Here is a 19612-nt window from a genome sequence, read left to right as displayed (position 1 = left end):
TGCGTCGGACCACGGGGGCGGCGAGAATGAAGGGCGACGGGGCCAGCGGTGCGTCCGCGCCGCGCCGGCCGTCCGGCACCGGAGGTACCCCATGACCACCGCCCGAGACATCATGCACCGCGGCGCCCAGTGGATCCCCGCCCACGAAACCCTGGACCGTGCTGCCCAGCTCATGCGGGATCTGAACGTGGGAGCCCTGCCGATCAGCGACCAGAACGAACGGCTCTGCGGCATCCTCACCGACCGCGACATCGTCGTCGGCTGCGTGGCGCTGGGGCACGACCCCGCCAAGACGACCGCGGGTGAGCTGGCCCAGGGAACCCCCCGCTGGATCGACGCGGGCGCCGACGTCAGCGAGGTGCTCCACGAGATGCAGGAGCACCAGATCCGCCGGCTCCCCGTCATCGAGAACAAACGGCTGGTCGGCATGATCAGCGAGTCCGACCTGGCCCAGCACCTGACGGAGGACCAGATCGGCGCCTGGGCCGAGAGCGTCTACGCCAGGACCGCCCCGCACTGACCCCGGCCCTGGGTGGGACGGGTCAGAGCCAGCCGTTGCGCCGGAAGCCGCGGTACAGCACCAGACAGGCGACGGATATCAGGCCGAGGACCATGCCGTAGCCGTACCGCCAGCGGAGCTCCGGCATGTGGTCGAAGTTCATGCCGTAGACCCCGCACACCATCGTCGGCACGGCGACGATCGCGGCCCACGCCGTGATCTTCCGCATGTCCTCGTTCTGCGCGACCGTGACCTGGGCCAGGTGCGCCTGAAGGATCGAGTTCAGCAGCTCGTCGAAGGAGGCGATCTGCTCCGTGGCCCGCAGCAGGTGGTCGGAGACGTCACGGAAGTACGCCTGTATCTCAGGCTCGACCACCCGGGTCGGCCGCTCCGCCAGATCCCGCAGCGGACGGCCGAGCGGCACCACCGCCCGCTTCAGCTCCAGCAGTTCGCGCTTGAGCTGGTAGATGCGGCCCGGGTCGGCCCGCGCGCCGTTCTCCGCGAAGACGTCCGTCTCGACCTGGTCGATGTCCGCCTGCACCGCGTCGATGACATCGAGATAGTCGTCGACCACGTGGTCCGCGATCGCGTGCAGCACCGCCGCCGGGCCCTTGGCGAGCTGGGCCGGATCCGACTCCAGTTCCTCGCGCAGCGGACCCAGTGAGCCGTGCCGGCCGTGGCGCACCGTGATCGCGAAGTCGCGGCCGACGAACACCATGATCTCGCCGGTGTTCACCACCTCGCTCGTCGCGGTGAGCTCCTCGTGCTCGACGTAGCAGACCGTCTTGAACACCGCGAACAGCGTCTCGCCGTACCGCTCCACCTTCGGACGCTGATGGGCCTCGACGGCGTCCTCGACCGCCAGCGGATGCAGCTCGAAGAGCTCGGCGATGCCCGCGAACTCGTCGTTCGTGGGTTCGTGGAGGCCAAGCCACACGAAACCGTCACCGCTCTTGCGCACCCGCTCGACGCTGTCGACCAGATCGCCGGCCGCCGGGGCCCGGACTCCGTCCCGGTAGGCCACGCAGTTCACGACCGAGGAGCCCAGCGGGGACCGGGCCGGGTGGCTCAGGTCGACACGCGGACGCCGCCGGGCCAGCCGTGCCACCTTGCGGAGGCCGCCGACCCCGCCGAGGCCGGTGACCCGCCGCAGATTCCCTGCCATGGACATCTGGATCTCCTTGCGTGGGTCTCCTCGCACCGCATTCCTGCGCCTTGACGGGCCAGTTTGCCAGGCCGACGTAGGTGCCGGGTAAGGCTGTGGAAACAGAATGTTCCGCTTTGTTCCCGGCTGTGGACGACGGGATTTCGGCCGGTTGGCGCGACCGCCCAGCCGTGCCGGAGCGTCGGCTGTGTCGGACAAGCCGAGCAACTGGGATGATCGCGGCATGACGCGAACCGACGGGTACCTCCTCGACAACGGGCAGGCCGAGGCGGCGGAGCGCTTCGACGCCTTCGCCTCCCTCTTCGACCCCACGACGTTCCGGCACCTCGAGGGATTCGGTATCGGCTCCGGCTGGCGCTGCTGGGAGGTCGGCGCCGGCGGCACCTCGGTGGTGTCCTGGCTCGCCAAGAAGGTCGGGCCGACCGGCAAGGTCGTAGCGACCGACATCGACACCTCCCGGCTGGCCCCCGCCGCCCGGCCACCGGTCGAGGTACGCGTCCACGACGTCGGCGCGCAGGAGCCGCCGGAGGAGGGCTTCGACCTGGTGCACGCCCGGCTCGTCCTGGTCCACGTACCCGACCGGGACCGGGCGTTGCGTTCCATGGTCAAGGCCCTGCGCCCGGGCGGACGGCTCCTGATCGAGGACGCCGACCCCGCAATGCAGCCCCTGACCTGCCCCGACGAGTACGGCCCCGAGCAGCAGCTGGCCAACCGGCTGCGACAGGGCTTCCGTCAACTGCTCGCCGACCGCGGCGCCGACCTGGCGTACGGCCGCAGGCTTCCCCGTCTGCTGCGCGAGGCCGGGCTCCGTGACGTCACGGCCGACGCGTATTTCCCCCTCGCCTCGCCCGCCTGCGCCGCCCTGGAGTCCGCGACGATCCGTCAGATCCGCGACGACCTCGTCGCCGCCGGCCTCGCCACCGACGAGGACATCAACCGCCATCTCGCGAACGTGGCGTCCGGCAGCATGGACCTGGCCACGGCGCCGATGATCTCCGCGTGGGGGCGGAAGTGAGTGTGGCGCGCCGGCGGTGAGTGTGTCGCCACGCCGGTGAGGACGTACGGTGCTACCTCGCCGAGGGCGGTCTGCCGCCGACCCGCTCCACCGCGCGTGCCCCCGCTCGACACCCCTCCCTCGCCGCGTCCTGTGGCTCGGCCCCCGCGAGCAGCGCGGCGAGGAACGCTCCTGTGAAGGCGTCGCCTGCTCCCGTGGTGTCCCGGGGAGTCGCCGGCCGGGCGGGGACTCGGGCGAGCACGGCGCCGTCGCGGGCCACCAGCGCACCGTCCGCGCCCAGTTTGGCGACGACCAGCGGAATGTGGCGGCTGAGCTTGGCCGCGGCGTCAGCCGCGTCCGGCAACCCCGTCAGCAGACACGCCTCGTCACGGCTGGGCAGCAGGACGTCCACACCGTCGACGAGCGCCAGGAAACGGTCGACGCCCAGCTCCACCAGGAAACCAGCCGAGGCCGGATCCAGACTCACCGGCACCCCAAGCGCGCGTGCCGACGCCAGTGCCTCCGCCACCACCGACCGGCCCGTGGCAGAGAACAGCAGGTAACCCGACAGGTGCAGTCGGAGGACCCCGTCGAGCAACACCTCCGACCAGTCGCGGGGCTCGAGCCGCAGGGACGCGCCGCTGTCCGTGAGGAACGTCCGCTCGGCCGAGGCGTCCGTGTCGACCAGGCAGACCACCGTCCCGGTCGGCGCCTCGGGGTCGACGACCAGAAGGGGACGCACCCCGCACGCGGCCAGCTCCCGCTCGTGCCACGTCGCGCTGTCACCGCCCACCCGGCCGAGCAGGCGTACGTCCGCACACCCCCAGTGCGCCGCCCAGCACGCCACATTCGCGCCCGCGCCACCCGGCAGTGTCCGCACGGCGGCGGCGGTGTCGGTGCCGGGGGCGAGCGGTCCCCGGTGCCGGGCGACGACGTCCGTGACCACGTCCCCGACGACCAGCAGCGCACCGCCCCGCGGCACGGTCATCCCCCGGCCCAGGCCGCCGCGATCCGCCCCGCCAGCCGTACGTTGCCCCGTACCGCCGCCAGGTTGGCGCTCAGCGAGGCACCGTCGGTGTGCCGCACCAGGTAGTCCAGCAGGAACGGTGTGACCGCCTGGCCGGTGACCCCCTCCGCCTCGCACGCGTGCAGCGCGTCGGCGAGCACACGCGCGTGCAGCTCGGGATCCAGTTGCTCCTCCTCGGGAACCGGGTTGGCGACGATCAGCGCCGACTCCGGGACGTTCAACGCGTCCTGCGCCCGCATCACCTCCGCCACCTCCTGCGGCGTGTCCAGCGTCCACTCCACGGGGTGTCCGGAGTCGGACAGGTAGAAGCCGGGGAAGCGGTCCGTGCCGTAGCCGGCCACCGCGACGCCCAGCGTCTCCAGCCGCTGCAGCGTCGCCGGTACGTCCAGGATCGACTTCACGCCCGCGCACACCACCGTGATCCGCGTTCGCGCGAGGAGGCCCAGGTCGGCCGACTCGTCCTGCGTCACCGTCCACTCCCGGTGCACCCCGCCGAGCCCGCCCGTCGCGAACACCCGGACGCCCGCCAGCGCCGCCAGCAACGCGGTCGCCGACACCGTCGTCGCCCCGCTCGCCCCGGAGGCCACCGCGAGCGGCAGGTCGCGATGGCCCAGCTTGCGGATGCCGTCCTCGTTGGCGACCCGCTCCAACTGCTCCTTGTCCAGGCCGACATGGGGCCGCCCGTCCAACACGGCGATGGTCGCCGGCACGGCACCCTCCTGCCGTACGGCAGCCTCCAGCTCCTCCGCCACCTGCAGGTTGCGCGGGCGCGGCAGCCCGTGCGCGATGATCGTGGACTCCAGGGCCACCACGGGTCGACGCGCGTCGAGCGCCTCCCGCACCTCTTCCGACACCACCAGCACCACGCGCCTGCCTCCTGTCCGTCGGTCCTCCCTCATCTCTGGCGAGCGGCACGCCCGGTCAAACCCGTGCGACCTGTGGGGGAGGACACCAGTGCGCCATGCATGACCGGCGCGTCGAGCGCAGCTTCCTCAGAACAGCGGTTCGGGCAGGACCCCCTCGAGGGCGAGCAGCTTCCGCTTGGTCTCCAGACCGCCCCCGAAACCGCCGATGCCGCCGTCGCTCTCCACGACCCGATGGCAGGGCACGACGACCGGCAGCGGGTTGGAGCCCATGGCCACGCCCACGGCCTGGGCGGCGCCCGGCTGGCCCACCCGGGCAGCCAGCTCCCCGTAGCCGACGACCGCCCCGCACGGGACGCCGGAGGCCAGCTCACGCAGCACCTCCCGGTTGAACCCGGAGATCAGCGACCAGTCCAGCTGCAGCTCGAAGTCACGCCGCCGCCCCGCGAAGTACGCCTCGACCTGACGTATCGCCTCGACCAGCAACGGGGAGTCGGGCGCCTCGACGGGCTCGGTGCCCAGCCGGGACGCGAGCCGGTCCAGCGCCTTGTCGCGCATGGCGCCCGTGGCGTGGAAGACGACGTTGACCAGGCCCTCGCGGGTCGCGGCCAGCAACAGCGGGCCGATGTCGGTGCCGACGACGGCCCACACGACCTGCTGCTCGTACTGCCCATGGCTGTCCATGCGCCCACCGTACGACCCGCCACTGACAACGCCCGGACGTCCGGACAGGGGTGCCCGGGCGCCGAGGCCCCGAGGTGTCACCGCCTCGGGGCCGGAGCGGGTCAGAGCCCGGAGGGCAGCGCCTCCCGCACCACGTCGGGCTTGTTGGTGATGATGCCGTCGACGCCGTATCCGGCGACGGTCCGGGCGGTGTCCGCGTCGTTGACGGTCCAGGTGAAGACCTCCACCGGCCTGCCGTGCGGTCCTGTGAACGCGTGGACGGCGGAGACGTACCCCCGGGAGATGGAGCTGTACGAGGGATTGACCTGGTCGGCGAATGCGGCGTACTCCGACAGGTCCGCCAGCGACGGCGTGCCGAGGAAGCCGGTCTTGACGCCCGGCTTCAGCTCGTGGACGGTGCGCACACTGTCCGCGCTGAAGCTCTGGACGATCAGCCGGCCGACGAGGTGCCACCGGTCGAGCCAGCCCTCGTTGCTGAGCAGCTTGAGGGTCTGTTGCTCGATGCCCGGATACAGCTCGGGGTTCTTGATCTCCAGGAGCAGCCTCTGGTGGTGCCGCTCGACGCGGTCCACGTACTGCTCGAGCGTCGGCACGCGCGCACCCGCGTAGGCGGGGTCGAACCAGCCGCCCGCGTCGAGGTGCGCGATTTCGGCGGTCGTGAAGTCCTTCACCTTCCAGGGGGCACGGTTCGGGAACATCTCCTCCACATTCGTGGTGCGCCGGAGGGTGTCGTCGTGGATCACCACGAGTTCGCCGTCCCTGGTGCGCTGGACGTCGTTCTCCACCCACGCGATGCCCAGCTCGGCCGCCTTGTCGACGGCGGCCAGCGTGTTCTCGGGGGCGAGTGCGGAAGCGCCCCGGTGTGCGATGACGGACGGCCGTGTGGCGATGCCCGCCCGGGCGTGGGGGGCGGGGAGCAGGAGGGCGGCGGTGCCCAGGAGCGCGGTGGTCGTGGCCGCAACTGCGCGCGCGTGCATGGGTACTCCTCGCGTTCGGGTGATCACGGACAGCTCAACTGTGACAGCACAGGGTCAACGGCGGACGGGTGCAGGATGGCCACAGAAGGAACGGAGATTCCCAAGCCCGCACACTGATGCCGCACATGTGGGGCAAGGAGGTGTTTCTTTGCCGGAGAATCGTTCGACCATTCCGGTGGGGGTCATACTCTCTCTCGTCAACCCTGGCCGCTCGTGCGGTCCTGGCAGGGGGCGCATTCCAGGGATCCGGAACACAACAGGGCGGAAGGGCAACCGCGTATGCAGGGCACGGTCGACGGATTCAGCTATGGCCTCGTCACACCGCTGGTGGCCTATCTCATGGCCTGCCTCGGCGGTGCGCTCGGCCTGCGCTGCACCACACGGGCCCTACTGGTCACCCACTCCTGGCGCCCCGCGTGGCTGGCCCTCGCCTCGGCCGCGATCGGCTCGGGCATCTGGACCATGCACTTCGTCGCGATGATGGGCTTCACCGTCGAAGGGGCGCCGATCCACTACGACAAGCCGATGACCTACGCCAGCCTCGGCGTCGCCATCGTGATGGTGGGCGTGGGGATCTTCATCGTCGGCTACAGGGGCGCGTCGGGAACGGCCCTGTTCACCGGGGGCACCATCACGGGTCTGGGCATCGCCTCGATGCACTATCTCGGCATGGCCGGCATGCGCCTCAACGGAACGCTGGAGTACAACACCCTCACCGTCGCCGCCTCCGTCGTCATCGCGATGGTGGCGGCCACCGCCGCCCTGTGGGCGGCCGCACAGGTCAGAGGGTTTCTGTGGAGCGTGGGGGCGAGCCTCGTCATGGGGCTGGCCGTCAGCGGCATGCACTACACGGGCATGGCCGCCATGAGTGTCCACGTCCATGCCACGGGCGGACCGGGCGCGGCAGACTCGCCCGCCGGTCTACTCGCGCCGATGCTGGTCGGCCCGCTCGCCTTCCTCTGTCTCGCCGGCGTCGTGGTGTTGCGCGACCCGCTGATGGTCATGGGCAAGCCGAACTGGACCCCCGTCGAGCACAAGCCGGGCGTACCGGCGCACACACCCTTCCACCACACCGCCCGACGCGTCCCCCTGCGTCCCCGCAAGAAGGTCAGCCACCGGGAATCCCGCACCCCGCAGAACCGCTGACCGGCCCCGGTTGTCAGTGGCGGGTCGTACGGTGGATCCATGCGGCCCGTTTCCCACATCGAACGCACGGTGGCGCCCTTCGAGGTCGTCAGCCCCTACCAGCCCAGCGGCGACCAGCCGACGGCCATCGCCGACCTGGCCCGGCGCATCGAGGCCGGTGAGAAGGACGTCGTCCTCCTCGGCGCGACCGGCACCGGCAAGTCCGCCACCACCGCGTGGATGATCGAGAAGCTTCAGCGCCCCACCCTCGTGATGGCGCCGAACAAGACACTGGCCGCCCAGCTGGCGAACGAGTTCCGCGAGCTGCTGCCGAACAACGCCGTCGAGTACTTCGTCTCGTACTACGACTACTACCAGCCCGAAGCGTACGTCCCGCAGTCGGACACCTACATCGAGAAGGACTCCTCGATCAACGAGGAGGTCGAACGCCTGCGTCACTCCGCGACGAACTCCCTGCTCACTCGCCGTGACGTCGTCGTGGTCGCCTCCGTCTCCTGCATCTACGGCCTCGGTACTCCACAGGAGTACGTGGACCGCATGGTCCCCCTGCGGGTCGGCGACGAGATCGACCGGGACGACCTGCTGCGCCGATTCGTCGACATCCAGTACACGCGCAACGACATGGCGTTCGCCCGCGGCACCTTTCGCGTCCGGGGCGACACCATCGAGATCTTCCCGGTCTACGAGGAGCTCGCCGTCCGCATCGAGATGTTCGGCGACGAGATCGAGGCCCTGTCGACGCTCCACCCGCTCACCGGCGAGATCATCAGCGACGACGAGCACCTGTACGTCTTCCCGGCCTCCCACTATGTCGCCGGCCCCGAGCGCCTGGAGCGGGCCGTCAACGACATCGAGAAGGAACTCGGCGAGCGCCTTGCCGAACTGGAGAAGCAGGGCAAACTCCTGGAAGCCCAGCGCCTGCGGATGCGCACGACGTACGACATCGAGATGCTCCGCCAGATCGGATCCTGCTCCGGCGTCGAGAACTACTCGATGCACTTCGACGGCCGCTCGCCCGGCTCCCCGCCGAACACCCTGCTCGACTACTTCCCGGACGACTTCCTTCTCGTCATCGACGAGTCCCACGTCACGGTTCCGCAGATCGGTGCCATGTATGAAGGTGACGCCTCCCGCAAGCGCACTCTCGTCGATCACGGCTTCCGTCTGCCCTCCGCCCTCGACAACCGTCCGCTGAAGTGGGAGGAGTTCCAGGAGCGCATCGGGCAGACCGTGTATCTGTCTGCGACGCCCGGAAAGTACGAGCTGTCGCGCGGGGACGGCGTCGTCGAGCAGATCATCCGCCCCACCGGCCTCATCGACCCGGAGGTCGTCGTCAAGCCCACCGAGGGCCAGATCGACGACCTGGTGCACGAGATCCGCACCCGCGTCGAGAAGGACGAACGCGTCCTGGTCACCACGCTCACCAAGAAGATGGCCGAGGACCTCACGGACTACTTCCTGGAGCTCGGCATCCAGGTGCGCTACCTGCACAGCGACGTCGACACGCTGCGCCGCGTCGAGCTGCTGCGCGAACTGCGCGCCGGCGAATTCGACGTCCTGGTCGGCATCAACCTCCTGCGGGAGGGCCTCGACCTGCCCGAGGTGTCCCTCGTGGCGATTCTCGACGCCGACAAGGAGGGCTTCCTGCGCTCCGGCACCTCGCTGATCCAGACCATCGGCCGCGCGGCGCGCAACGTCTCCGGTCAGGTCCACATGTACGCCGACAAGATCACCCCCGGCATGGAGCGGGCGATCGATGAGACCAACCGCCGCCGCGAGAAGCAGATCGCCTACAACAAGGCGAAGGGCATCGACCCGCAGCCGCTCCGCAAGAAGATCAACGACATCGTCGCGCAGATCGCCCGCGAGGACGTCGACACCGAACAGCTCCTCGGCACGGGGTACCGCGCGAAGAAGGACGGCCGCGGCACCAAGGCCCCCGTGCCCTCCCTCGGCGACAAGGCAGCCAAGGGCGCGAAAGCGAAGGCCGCCAAGGGCAAGGCCAAGGCGACCGTGCCGACCGACCGCCCCGCGGCCGAACTCGCCGAGCAGATCGAGGAGCTGACGGAGCGGATGCGCGCCGCAGCGGCCGACCTCCAGTTCGAAATCGCGGCCCGGTTGCGCGACGAGGTCTCCGAGATGAAGAAGGAGCTGCGCCAGATGAAGGAGGCGGGCCTGGCCTGACCTTCCGTCCCGCCGGACCCAGGCGTAGCGCGCTGTGTTGCAAACCCGACACAAAGTGCGGGCCTGAGTACGGCACTGTCAGTGCCCCTGCGTAGTGTTCTGGTCAACCGCGGCTCTTCGCGGCAACAGGGGACAGTTCGAGAGGGGAATCAGCGCGTGACCGTCAACATGACCAAGGGTCAGGCCATCAGTCTGCAGAAGAACGACGGGGGCAGCCTGACCGCGGTGCGCATGGGTCTCGGCTGGCAGGCGGCTCCGCGGCGCGGCCTGTTCGGCTCGCGTACACGGGAGATCGACCTCGACGCCTCGGCCGTCCTGTTCGCGGACAAGCAGCCGGTCGACGTCGTGTTCTTCCGCCACCTCGTGAGCGACGACGGCTCCGTGCGCCACACGGGCGACAACCTCGTCGGCGGTGTCGGCCAGGGCGGCGACGACGAGGCGATCCTCGTCGACCTGCAGCGCATCCCGGTCCACATCGACCAGATCGTCTTCACCGTGAACTCCTTCACGGGCCAGACCTTCCAGGAGGTGCAGAACGCGTTCTGCCGCCTGGTCGACGAGACCAACGGCCAGGAGCTCGCCCGGTACACGCTCGCGGGCGGCGGCGCCTACACGGCCCAGATCATGGCGAAGGTGCACCGGACGGGCCCGGGCTGGACGATGACGGCCCTCGGCACCCCGGCCAACGGCCGCACCTTCCAGGACCTGATGCCGGCGATCCTGCCGCACCTGTAGGGCGCCCGGCGAGCAGCACACGACTTCACAACGACACAGGGGGACGAAAGGCGATGACGGCCGAGCTGGTGCGGGGGCAGAACCACCCGCTCTCCCAGGCCCGCCTCGAGATACGGGTCTCGGCCGGCAAGCCGATCGTGGCCGGCGCCACGCTCGGCGACGAGCAGGGCAAGGTCCACGGCGTCGAGTGGGTGGCGCACCCCGGCGCGCCCACCCTGCCCGGGCTCGAGGTCTCCCGGCAGGCGGCAGCCGACCACCGGCTCGCGGTGGACCTGGACGCCGTGCCGGAGGCCGTCCACCGTGTCACCGTGCTGCTTGCCCTGCCCAGCGGCGTCGGCGGACCGGCCACCTTCGCAGCGGTGGCCGCCCCCTTCCTCGCGGTCGCCGCACCGGACGGCACCGAGGTCGCCAGCTACACCATCACCGGTCTCGACGCCGAGTCGGCGGTCGTCGCGCTGGAGCTCTACCGTCGGCAGGGCGCGTGGAAGGTGCGCGCCGTCGGCCAGGGGTACGCCGGTGGTCTCGCCGAGCTCTTCGCCGACCAGGGCGTACCGCAGGCCCAGCAGCTCGCGAGCAGCATCAACGAGGCGGTCGCCCGGGGCGCGGCCCGCTCGGTCGCGGCACCCCCACCACGTACCGCCGACGGCGACCGCTCCCGGCAGGCGGCCGCACCGGCACTCGGCCCCGACCAGAACGGCTCGCCCTACGCGACCCAGGACCAAGGGGGCTCGCCCTACATGGCCCCGGAACAGGGCGGCTCGCCTTACACGGCCCCCGATCAGGGCGGCTCGCCCTACGGTGCCCCGGGCCAGAACACCGCGGGGACCCCAGCGGGTTACCCGACAGGCGCGTCCCCCACGGACCCTGCCACGAGCGGCCAGTCGCCCACGCCCACCGCCGGCGGCCCGGTCAACTACAGCCACCCGCGCCGTCAGAACACGCCTCCGCCGCCTCCGCCCACCGCGCACCCGGCCCCGCCCGGTCAGCCCGCGCGGCCCGTCGCCGGTGATGCGACCGGCTGGACCATGGAAGAGCGGCTCTACAACCAGGTGTGGGGCATGTTCGAGGACCTGGCCCGCACCACGGCCGCCTACCGCAGCGCCGTCGATTTCGCCGACTCCCGCATGGAGAAGGAGCTCGACCAGGTCCTGTCCGACCCGCGCAGCCGGATCGGCGGGCAGGGCGACGCCGCCCGCGAGGCGGCCCGCGCCAAGCACGCCCAGCTCGTCGACCAGGCCCAGCAGGTCCTGGACCGGGACATCGCCCAGCTCACCGCGGAGGCCGAGGTCGTCGAACCCGCGCTGCCGCCCGCGTACGCCGGCTGGGACAACCCCGTCTGGCACGGCTACCGCGTCCCGATGGAGATGCCCATGGCCCTGCGCCTCGGCGAACTCCATCTGCCCGAGGCCGAACGGCTGCGCATCCCGATGCTGGTCCGGCTGCCGTTGGAACGCGGTCTGTGGATAGACAGCGGACGGACCGGATCGTCCGACGGTTCGATCGCCGACTCCCACGACCTGCGCCGCCTGGCCATGGAGACGGCCGTGGCCCAGATCGCCCGGCTGCTCGCGGCCCACCCCGCCGGCGAGTTCACGGTGCATGTCGCCGACCCGGCCGGTTCGGGGGCGCAGACACTGGTGCCGCTGGTGCAGTCCGGCGTTCTCGCGGGCCCGCCCGCCGTCGGGGCCGCGGGGGTGGCGGACGTCCTCGCCCGGCTCACCCAGCGCGTCGACCTGGTCCAGATGGCGGTGCGCGGCGGTGCCGCCGACTCGCTCCCGCCCGGGTTCGACACCTCGCAGCAGCTGCTGGTCGTCAACGACTTCCCGCACGGATTCGACGACCGTGCCGTGACCCAACTGCGCTACCTCGCGGACGAGGGCCCGGCCGTCGGTGTCCACCTGATGATGGTCGCCGACCGCGAGGACGCCGCCGCTTACGGTCCGTTGCTGGACCCGCTGTGGCGCTCGCTGCTGCGGCTGACCCCGGTCGCCGACGACCACCTCGCCGACCCGTGGGTGGGCCACACCTGGACGTACGAACCCTCGCTCGTGCCGCCGGGCAGCCAGGTCCTCCAGCACGTGCTCAACCAGGTCGCCGCAGCCCGGCGCTCATGGAACCAGTGACGGCTGCCCACACCTTCCCCAAGCACTCGTAAAGCGGTCTGACCAGCGAGTTTGGGACTTCTTTTACTTATCCCTTTACCTTTCCTTGGTGATTGGGGTACTGTTTTCCGTACGGAGGGGAGTACTCCCTATCTGCTGCGGCGTACCCGTCAATACGGATCAGGCCAGATCCCGGGGCGTCGGCCCGTGGACTCCCGGCGCGTCCAGCGCTCGGGAGTCCGGGGTGGAAGAGACCTCCGGCAGCGCGACGACGCTGATTACCTGCCGTTACGTACTGCCGGAGGCGCAGTGGATGTTTCCGTGACCCTGTGGGTCCTTACCATCGTGGGCCTTGCCGCCCTGATCGCGGTCGACTTCTTCATCGGCCGCAAGCCGCACGACGTCTCGATCAAGGAAGCCGGTATCTGGACGGTCGTCTGGATCGTTCTCGCCGGACTCTTCGGACTCGGACTGCTCGTCTTCGGCGGCGGCCAGCCCGCCGGCGAGTTCTTCGCCGGCTTCATCACCGAGAAGTCGCTGAGCGTCGACAACCTCTTCGTCTTCGTCCTGATCATGGCGAAGTTCGCCGTCCCGTCGCAGTACCAGCAGCGGGTCCTGCTCATCGGTGTCCTCATAGCCCTGGTCCTGCGGGCGATCTTCATCGCCGCGGGCGCCGCGATCCTCGCCAGCTTCTCGTGGGTGTTCTACCTCTTCGGCGCCTTCCTGATCTGGACCGCCTGGAAGCTCATCCAGGAGGCCCGGGCCGACGAGGAGGACGAGGACTGGGAGGAGAACAAGCTGCTCAAGGCCGCCGAGCGCAGGTTCGGTGTCGCCGACCGTTACCACGGCACCAAGCTGTGGATCCAGCAGAACGGCAAGCGGGTCATGACCCCGATGCTGGTCGTGATGCTCGCGATCGGCACTACTGACGTCCTGTTCGCGCTCGACTCGATCCCCGCGATCTTCGGCCTCACCCAGGACCCGTACATCGTGTTCACCGCCAACGCCTTCGCGCTGATGGGCCTCAGGCAGCTGTACTTCCTCATCGGTGGCCTGCTGAGGAAGCTGGTCCACCTGTCGTACGGCCTGTCGATCATCTTGGGCTTCATCGGCGTCAAGCTGGTGCTGCACGCACTGCACGAGTCCGGGGTCCATGTCCCGGAGATCAGCATCCCCGTCTCGCTCGGAGTGATCTGCGCGGTCCTCATCGTCACCACGATCACCAGCCTCAGGGCCTCGAAGAAGCAGGCGGAGGTCGAGGCGGCGCAGTCGGGAAGCGAAGGCGCTTCAAAGGACAGCATCGACGTCTGAGATAGGCACCCGCGGTAAGAGGAGGAGCGGGCCCGGCAGTTCGCGACTGCCGGGCCCGCTGTTCCCGGTGCGCCCGGAGCGCTCCGGGCGTCAACCCGTAGCCGCCGCCTCTGTCACCACCGGTACCGGCCGTGTCTCCGGCAGCAGCGCGAAGCACCCCAGGCTGAACAGGGCGACGGCCGTCAAATACGCGCCCACGCCCCACGGCACCCGCCCGCCCTGTTCCGCCAACGCCGTGGCCACGATCGGGGTGAGCGCGCCCCCGAGGACCCCTCCGAGGTTGTAGCCCACCGCGGCACCCGTGCACCGCACCCGGGCCTCGTACAACTCCGGGAGATACGCGGCGATCACCGCGAACATGATGACGAACGAGACCATCGCGCCCAGGAAACCGAGGAACATCAGCAACGGCTCAGCCGTCGACAAGAGCGCGACCATCGGCAGCATCCACACAGCCGCGCAGGCACACCCCGTCAGGCACAGCGGCCGACGTCCGACGCGGTCGCCGAGCATCGCCACCAGGGGAGTGAGCGCCCCTTTCACCACCACCGCAGCCATGATGCAGGCCAGCATGACCGTACGGCTCACCCCGAGCCGTTCGGTGCCGTAGGCGAGGGACCATGTCGTCACGGCGTAGAAGAGCGCGTACCCGACCGTGAGTGCCCCCGCGGTCAGCAGGACCAGTCGCCAGTGGTCCCGCACCACCTCGGCGAGTGGCACGCGCGCGGGGTCCTCGATCTCCAGGAAGCGCGGGCTCTCGACCAGCGACGAACGCAGCCACAGGCCCAGCACGGCCAGCACCCCCGCCGCCCAGAACGGCACACGCCACCCCCACTGCGCGAACTGCGCGTCGGACAGCGTGGTTGCCAGGGCCAGCACCACTCCGTTGGCGAGCACGAAGCCAACCGCCGGGCCTACCTGCGGGAAGCTGGACCACAGCCCACGCCGCTCGGGAGGAGCGTGCTCAGCGGTCAGCAGCACCGCCCCGCCCCACTCCCCGCCGAGGCCCAGCCCTTGCAGGAACCGCAGGACGAGGAGCAGCACAGGGGCGGCCAACCCGATCGTGTCGTACGCCGGTACGCAACCGACCGCGACCGTAGAGCCGCCGGTCAGCAGCAGGGAACCGACGAGGACCGGTCGACGCCCGTGCCGGTCGCCGATGTGCCCGAACAGCACCGACCCCAACGGCCGTGCCACAAAGCCGACGCCGAACGTCCCGAAGGCAGCCAGTGTCCCCGCGACCGGCGAGAAGGTCGGGAAGAACAACGGCCCCAGGATCAGGGCAGCCGCGGTTCCGTAGACGAAGAAGTCGTAGAACTCGATGGCGGTCCCGGCGAGGGAGGCGGCCGCGAGCCGCAGCATGGAAGGTGTCCTTACGGTGCGTACGTCGTGCATGCCGCGTCAACCACCCACGGTGATCAAGGGTTACGGGGGCGTGCGGAGGCGCTCGGCGCTCGTCAGTTAGGTGCCCTCGTCAGTAGGTGACGGTGATGCGCCGGGCGGGCCCGTCGACGCGCACGATGCCCCCGTAGGGGATCACGAGCTGCGGATCGGTGTGCCCGTAGTCCACGTCGAAGACGATCGTGGTGTCGGGAGCGTAGGCGCGCATGGCGCGCAGGACGGCCTCGCGCTGTTCGGCAGCGTAACGATCGGCCGCCTCCGGGGTGTTGGGACGCTCGAAGGACCAGGTCTTCGCCCGGCCCATCAGCAGCGCGGAGAAGCGCTGGAGCAGCCCGCGCTCGCCCATGTTCCGCATGGTGTAGAAGACCTCCGTCGCGCTCGGCATGTCCTCGGAGGTCTCCAGAAGCAGCACCCCTCCGTCGTACTCGGAGAGGTCACGCGCGATCTCTCGGTCGGCCATGAGCAGCCAGCCGAGGATTTCCAGGCAGCCGCCCCAGCTGCGGCCCTCCACAACCCGGTCGGCGTTCTCCCAGGTCCATCCGTTGCCGGGTCGGGTCTCCGGCTCCGCGTCGAAGGTGGCCGGGTCGGCCCAGTCGCGGTTGATGTCGTTCCAGCGCTTGGCGGGCCTGAGTTCGTATGCGCCCGAGGTGAAGAGGGCGGCTCGCAGGGAATCGGCGGTCTGCGGGTGCATGGCACCGGGGCGGCCCAGCTCGCACATCACGGTCGCGCCGTGGTAGCTGACCATTCCCGTGTGGTGCAGGAACGCGAGCAGGTTCGTGTTGTCGCTCATCCCGAAGAACGGCTTCGGGTTCGCCCGGATCAATTCCCTGTCCAGGTACGGCAGCACGGTGATCTGGTCGTCGCCACCGATCGACGCGATGACCGCCTTGATGTCCGGGTCGGCGAACGCGGCGTGGATGTCGTCGGCCCGCTCCTGCGGCGTCGAGCCCATCCTGCGGGTCGCCGGGTATTCGACCGGTTCGAGCTCGTAGTCCTTGCGCAGCCGCTCCAGGCCCAGTTCGAAGGGGCGCGGGAAGAGGCCGGGCAGGCCTGCGCCGGGCGAGATGACGGCTACGCGGTCGCCGGGGGAGGGCTTGGGTGGATACGAGATCATGGTCATGCCAGGAGAGTAAGGTCCGTACCGTGCGCGTCGCATCGTGATAAACCGGGTCTGAGCAGCCCGCCCTCACCGGACCGGAGGAACCGTGCCCCGCACCCTGGCCAACGCCCCGATCATGATCCTCAACGGCCCCAACCTGAACCTCCTCGGTCAGCGCCAGCCGGAGATCTACGGCTCGGACACCCTCGCGGACGTGGAGGCGATGTGCGCCAAGGCGGCGGCCGCGCACGGCGGCACGGTCGACTTCCGGCAGTCCAACCACGAGGGCGAGTTGGTGGACTGGATCCACGAGGCACGGCTGAACCATTGCGGGATCGTGATCAACCCCGGTGCCTACTCGCATACGTCGGTCGCGATTCTGGACGCGCTCAACACCTGTGACGGTCTGCCGGTCCTTGAGGTGCACATCTCCAACATCCACAAGCGCGAGTCGTTCCGGCACCACTCGTACGTCTCCCTGCGCGCCGACGGCGTCATCGCGGGTTGCGGTGTGCAGGGGTACGTGTTCGGCGTGGAGCGGGTCGCGGCGCTGGCGGGAGCGGCGCAGGCCGACGCGTAAGTCCCGTCGACCAGGCACGCGGTCCTTACAAGCGGCCCGCCTCCACGATCCGTCGCAGGAAGCGCTGTGTGCGCTCCCGCTGCGGGTCGCCGAAGATCTGCCCGGCGGTGCCGTGCTCCAGCACCACACCTCCGTCCAGAAAACAAACCTGGTCGGCGACCTCGCGGGCGAAGCCCATCTCGTGCGTGGCCAGCACCATGGTCATGCCGTCGCCCTTCAGATCCCGGACGACGTTCAGCACCTCTCCTACAAGCTCGGGGTCGAGGGCGGCGGTGATCTCGTCGAGGAGCAGCAGCCGGGGGCGTACGGCCAAGGCGCGCACGATCGCGACCCGCTGCTGCTGGCCGCCGCTCAGCCGGTCCGGGTACTCGCCCGCCTTCGCGGCGAGCCCGAGCCGCTCCAACAGCTCCCGCGCACGCCCCTCGGCCTCCGCGCGCGCCACGCCGTGCACACGGCGCGGGGCGAGCGTGATGTTCTCCAGGACGGTCATGTGCGGAAAGAGGTTGTACGCCTGGAAGACCACACCGATGCGGCGCCGTACCGCGTCCTGGTCCACGCGCGGGTCGGTGATCTCCTCGCCGTCCAGCCAGATCGCGCCGTCGTCGATGTCCTCGAGGAGGTTCGCGCAGCGGAGCAGCGTCGACTTGCCGGAGCCGGAGGCGCCGATCAGCGCGGTCACCGTGTGCGGGGCGACCTCCAGATCGACGCCTCGCAGCACGACCGACTCGCCGAAGGTCTTACGGACGGACTCCATGCGCAGCACGGGCGCGTCGCTCATAGGGATCCTCCCTGGGCCCGCTGACGGTCCATTCTGGCCGTCACCCAGTCGGTGAAGCGGGTCATCGGGATGGTCAACGCGACGAAGACCAGGCCCGCGACGATGTACGGCGTGTAGTTGAGGCTGCGGCCCACGATGATGTCCGCGGCGCGCACGGCGTCGATCGCGCCGCCGATCGACACGAGCCCGGTGTCCTTCTGGAGCGACACCAGGTCGTTGAGCAGCGGCGGTACCTGACGACGCACCGCCTGGGGCAGGACGACGTACCGCAGTGCCTGCCGGTTGGTGAGGCCGAGCGAGCGGGCCGCGGCGCGCTGCGAGGGGTGGACGGACTCGATGCCGGCGCGGAACACCTCGGCGACGTATGCCGAGTACGTCAGTGTCAGCGCCGTTCCGCCCAGCAGCACCGGGTCGACGGTGACGCCCTGGAGCCGCAGCGCCGGGACGCCCAGGACCACGATCATCAGGTTGATGATCAGCGGAAGGCCACGGAAGAAGTCGGTGTACGCGGCGGCCAGCACGCGCAGCGGGAAGAACACCGGGCCGCGCAGCGTACGGGCGATCGCGATCAGCATGCCGAGGACCAGCACCGCGGCGCCGCAGATCAGCAGCAGCCGGACGTTCAGCCACAGCCCTTCGAGGACCTTCGGGAACGCCTCGCGCGCGTACTGCCCGCTGAAGAACGTCTCCTTGGTGCGCGGCCAGCCGGGCGCGTTGACGACGACCAGGTACAGGACGACGCCCGTGACGAGGGTGGAGAGCGCGGCGACACCCGTGGCGCGGCGGGCGCGGACGCGCTTGTACCGCTCGCGCTCCAGGCGCCGCTGCGAAGGGACGTACCCGTCTCCGGCCTCCGGGCGGGCACCCTCGCCACCGGACACGTCACCCCTGTCGTCCGCGCCCTCCCGGCCGGACTCGTCCTTCGTGACCGTCACTTGAGCACCGGGGCGTCGACGGCGTCGGAGAGCCACCGCTTCTCCAGGTCCGCGAGCGTGCCGTCCTCACGGAGGGCGTCCACGGCCTTGGTGACACAGGAGGTGAGCGCGCTGCCCTTGTCGAGCACGAGCCCGAACTGCTCCGGGGTACCGCCCTGGTTCTCGAACTGGCCGACGACCTTCGCGTCGGTCACCTCGGCGGCGGTGATGTAGAACGCGGTCGGCAGGTCGGTGACGATGGCGTCGACCTGACCGTTCTTCAGCGCCGACTTGGCCTGGTCGTTCTTCGCGTACACGGCCGCCGCCTGCTTCGGCTTCACCACGTCGTCGATGTAATCGAGGCTGGTGGTGCCTACCTGGGCGCCCAGCTTGAGATCCTTCAGGTCCGCGACGCTCGTCGCCTTCGCCGCCTTGGAGTCCTTCAGCGCGATGACGGCCTGGCGCACGTCGTAGTAGCCGGAGGAGAAGTCCACGGCCTTCTTGCGCTCGTCGCTGATGGACACCTGGTTGATGTCGAAGTCGAAGGTCTTCTCGCCCGGCGCGAAGGCCTTGTTGAAGGGGACGCTCTGCCACACGACGGCGCTCTTGTCGTAGCCGAGCTGCTTCGCCACGGCGTATGCGACCGCCGACTCGTAGCCCTCGCCGCCTGCCGGCTTGTCGTCCTTGAACCACGGCTCGTACGCCGGCTCGTCGGTGGCGATCGTCAGCTTGCCGGAGGTCTTGGTGGCCAACTTGCCCGGGGCGCAGGTCTTCCCGTCCGAGGCGGACGGCGTGTCGGCCGCCTTCTCCTCCGGCTGCGGAGCGCAGCCGACGGCGGTGGCGAGAAGGGCTACGGTGGCCGCGGCGAGGGCGCGGCGCAGTACGCGCGGGGCAGGGTGCATGGCGGGAGAGTGGCAGTGAAATCCGCGTTTGTCGAGGTCACACCCACCTGAGTCCGCATAGTGGGAACGTGTGTTGCCTTCACGTGAACGCCTCCGCCTTCGCCTGGGTCGCCGGTCGAGGGCGGGGATCGGTAGACCGGCGACCCATACCGCTCAGGAGCCGTCATCCTTCGCGGGGCTAAGACCAGTTGACCGCGCAACCATCTACGCCGGGAGCGCGCACAGGGCACGGGTGTGTGTGCGCGATTCAC

Annotated in this window: 18 protein-coding genes; 8 read left to right on the top strand and 10 right to left on the bottom strand. The window is 70.0% G+C overall.

The genetic code is table 11. The features are described 5' to 3' along the window. Positions 1–91: 91 nt before the first annotated feature. A complete protein-coding gene (locus AC067M_RS00385) occupies positions 92–520 on the top strand; it encodes a CBS domain-containing protein (protein WP_478694730.1) in 429 nt (142 codons plus the stop codon). 22 nt (positions 521–542) lie between these two features. Here AC067M_RS00385 and AC067M_RS00380 read toward each other — a convergent pair whose 3' ends face one another. Continuing rightward, entirely contained in the window at positions 543–1670 is a 1128-nt protein-coding gene (locus tag AC067M_RS00380; RefSeq protein ID WP_478694729.1) for a magnesium and cobalt transport protein CorA, read from the bottom strand. Positions 1671–1887: 217 nt separating this feature from the next. Here AC067M_RS00380 and AC067M_RS00375 point away from each other — a divergent pair, with 217 nt between their 5' ends. Beyond that, a complete protein-coding gene (locus tag AC067M_RS00375; RefSeq protein WP_478694728.1) occupies positions 1888–2679 on the top strand; it encodes a methyltransferase domain-containing protein in 792 nt (263 codons plus the stop codon). A gap of 52 nt (positions 2680–2731) precedes the next feature. Here the strand turns inward: AC067M_RS00375 and AC067M_RS00370 are convergent, their stop codons facing one another. The 4 genes from AC067M_RS00370 to AC067M_RS00355 all read right to left on the bottom strand — a co-directional run bounded on the left by AC067M_RS00370 (position 2732) and on the right by AC067M_RS00355 (position 6209). Further along, positions 2732–3646, bottom strand: coding sequence for a carbohydrate kinase family protein (locus AC067M_RS00370; protein WP_478694727.1), 915 nt, complete (start codon positions 3644–3646; stop codon positions 2732–2734). Further along, positions 3643–4548, bottom strand: a complete 906-nt coding sequence (locus AC067M_RS00365; RefSeq protein ID WP_478695327.1) for a pseudouridine-5'-phosphate glycosidase — start codon at positions 4546–4548, stop codon at positions 3643–3645. The genes AC067M_RS00370 and AC067M_RS00365 overlap by 4 nt, the downstream gene beginning before the upstream one ends. Before the next feature lie 129 nt (positions 4549–4677). Beyond that, positions 4678–5232 (bottom strand): methylated-DNA--[protein]-cysteine S-methyltransferase, encoded by a 555-nt coding sequence (locus AC067M_RS00360; RefSeq protein ID WP_478694726.1) that lies wholly within the window; start codon positions 5230–5232, stop codon positions 4678–4680. A gap of 101 nt (positions 5233–5333) precedes the next feature. Next, positions 5334–6209 carry a glycerophosphodiester phosphodiesterase gene (locus AC067M_RS00355; protein WP_478694725.1) on the bottom strand — a complete coding sequence of 292 codons (876 nt, stop codon included), beginning with the start codon at positions 6207–6209 and terminating at the stop codon, positions 5334–5336. Positions 6210–6488: 279 nt separating this feature from the next. Here AC067M_RS00355 and AC067M_RS00350 point away from each other — a divergent pair, with 279 nt between their 5' ends. The 5 genes from AC067M_RS00350 (at position 6489) to AC067M_RS00330 (ending at position 13687) form a co-directional block, all read left to right on the top strand. After that, positions 6489–7355, top strand: coding sequence for an MHYT domain-containing protein (locus tag AC067M_RS00350; RefSeq protein WP_478694724.1), 867 nt, complete (start codon positions 6489–6491; stop codon positions 7353–7355). Between the two features lie 39 nt (positions 7356–7394). Further along, positions 7395–9539, top strand: a complete 2145-nt coding sequence (gene uvrB / locus AC067M_RS00345; RefSeq protein ID WP_478694723.1) for an excinuclease ABC subunit UvrB — start codon at positions 7395–7397, stop codon at positions 9537–9539. 156 nt (positions 9540–9695) lie between these two features. Beyond that, positions 9696–10274 carry a TerD family protein gene (locus AC067M_RS00340; protein WP_478694722.1) on the top strand — a complete coding sequence of 193 codons (579 nt, stop codon included), beginning with the start codon at positions 9696–9698 and terminating at the stop codon, positions 10272–10274. A gap of 53 nt (positions 10275–10327) precedes the next feature. Next, positions 10328–12397 (top strand): TerD family protein, encoded by a 2070-nt coding sequence (locus AC067M_RS00335; RefSeq protein ID WP_478694721.1) that lies wholly within the window; start codon positions 10328–10330, stop codon positions 12395–12397. A gap of 288 nt (positions 12398–12685) precedes the next feature. Beyond that, positions 12686–13687, top strand: coding sequence for a TerC/Alx family metal homeostasis membrane protein (locus AC067M_RS00330; RefSeq protein ID WP_478694720.1), 1002 nt, complete (start codon positions 12686–12688; stop codon positions 13685–13687). Between the two features lie 90 nt (positions 13688–13777). On the opposite strand, the gene AC067M_RS00325 is transcribed toward AC067M_RS00330, so the two are convergent. After that, positions 13778–15049 (bottom strand): MFS transporter, encoded by a 1272-nt coding sequence (locus AC067M_RS00325; protein ID WP_478694719.1) that lies wholly within the window; start codon positions 15047–15049, stop codon positions 13778–13780. A gap of 112 nt (positions 15050–15161) precedes the next feature. Further along, entirely contained in the window at positions 15162–16208 is a 1047-nt protein-coding gene (locus AC067M_RS00320) for a S66 family peptidase (protein WP_478694718.1), read from the bottom strand. 85 nt (positions 16209–16293) lie between these two features. On the opposite strand from AC067M_RS00320, the gene aroQ reads away from it, so the two are divergent. Further along, the gene (aroQ, locus tag AC067M_RS00315) at positions 16294–16767 is read left to right on the top strand and encodes a type II 3-dehydroquinate dehydratase (protein WP_478694717.1); all 474 of its coding nucleotides are present in this window, start codon (positions 16294–16296) and stop codon (positions 16765–16767) included. A gap of 25 nt (positions 16768–16792) precedes the next feature. On the opposite strand, the gene AC067M_RS00310 is transcribed toward aroQ, so the two are convergent. The 3 genes from AC067M_RS00310 to AC067M_RS00300 are packed head-to-tail and all read right to left on the bottom strand — an operon-like array spanning position 16793 to position 19361. Further along, on the bottom strand, positions 16793–17545 hold the full coding sequence (locus AC067M_RS00310) for an amino acid ABC transporter ATP-binding protein (protein WP_478694716.1): 753 nt from the start codon (positions 17543–17545) through the stop codon (positions 16793–16795). Next, a complete protein-coding gene (locus tag AC067M_RS00305) occupies positions 17542–18480 on the bottom strand; it encodes an amino acid ABC transporter permease (protein WP_478694715.1) in 939 nt (312 codons plus the stop codon). The genes AC067M_RS00310 and AC067M_RS00305 overlap by 4 nt, the downstream gene beginning before the upstream one ends. Then, complete coding sequence (locus tag AC067M_RS00300; RefSeq protein ID WP_478694714.1) at positions 18477–19361, bottom strand: ABC transporter substrate-binding protein; 885 nt, start codon at positions 19359–19361, stop codon at positions 18477–18479. Before AC067M_RS00300 ends, AC067M_RS00305 begins: the two co-directional genes overlap by 4 nt. Positions 19362–19612 lie beyond the last annotated feature (251 nt).

The organism is Streptomyces sp. NPDC043427 (genome assembly GCF_056436655.1).
The sequence above is the reverse complement of the archived record's forward strand: the minus strand, read 5'-3'. Positions and strand labels throughout refer to the sequence as shown.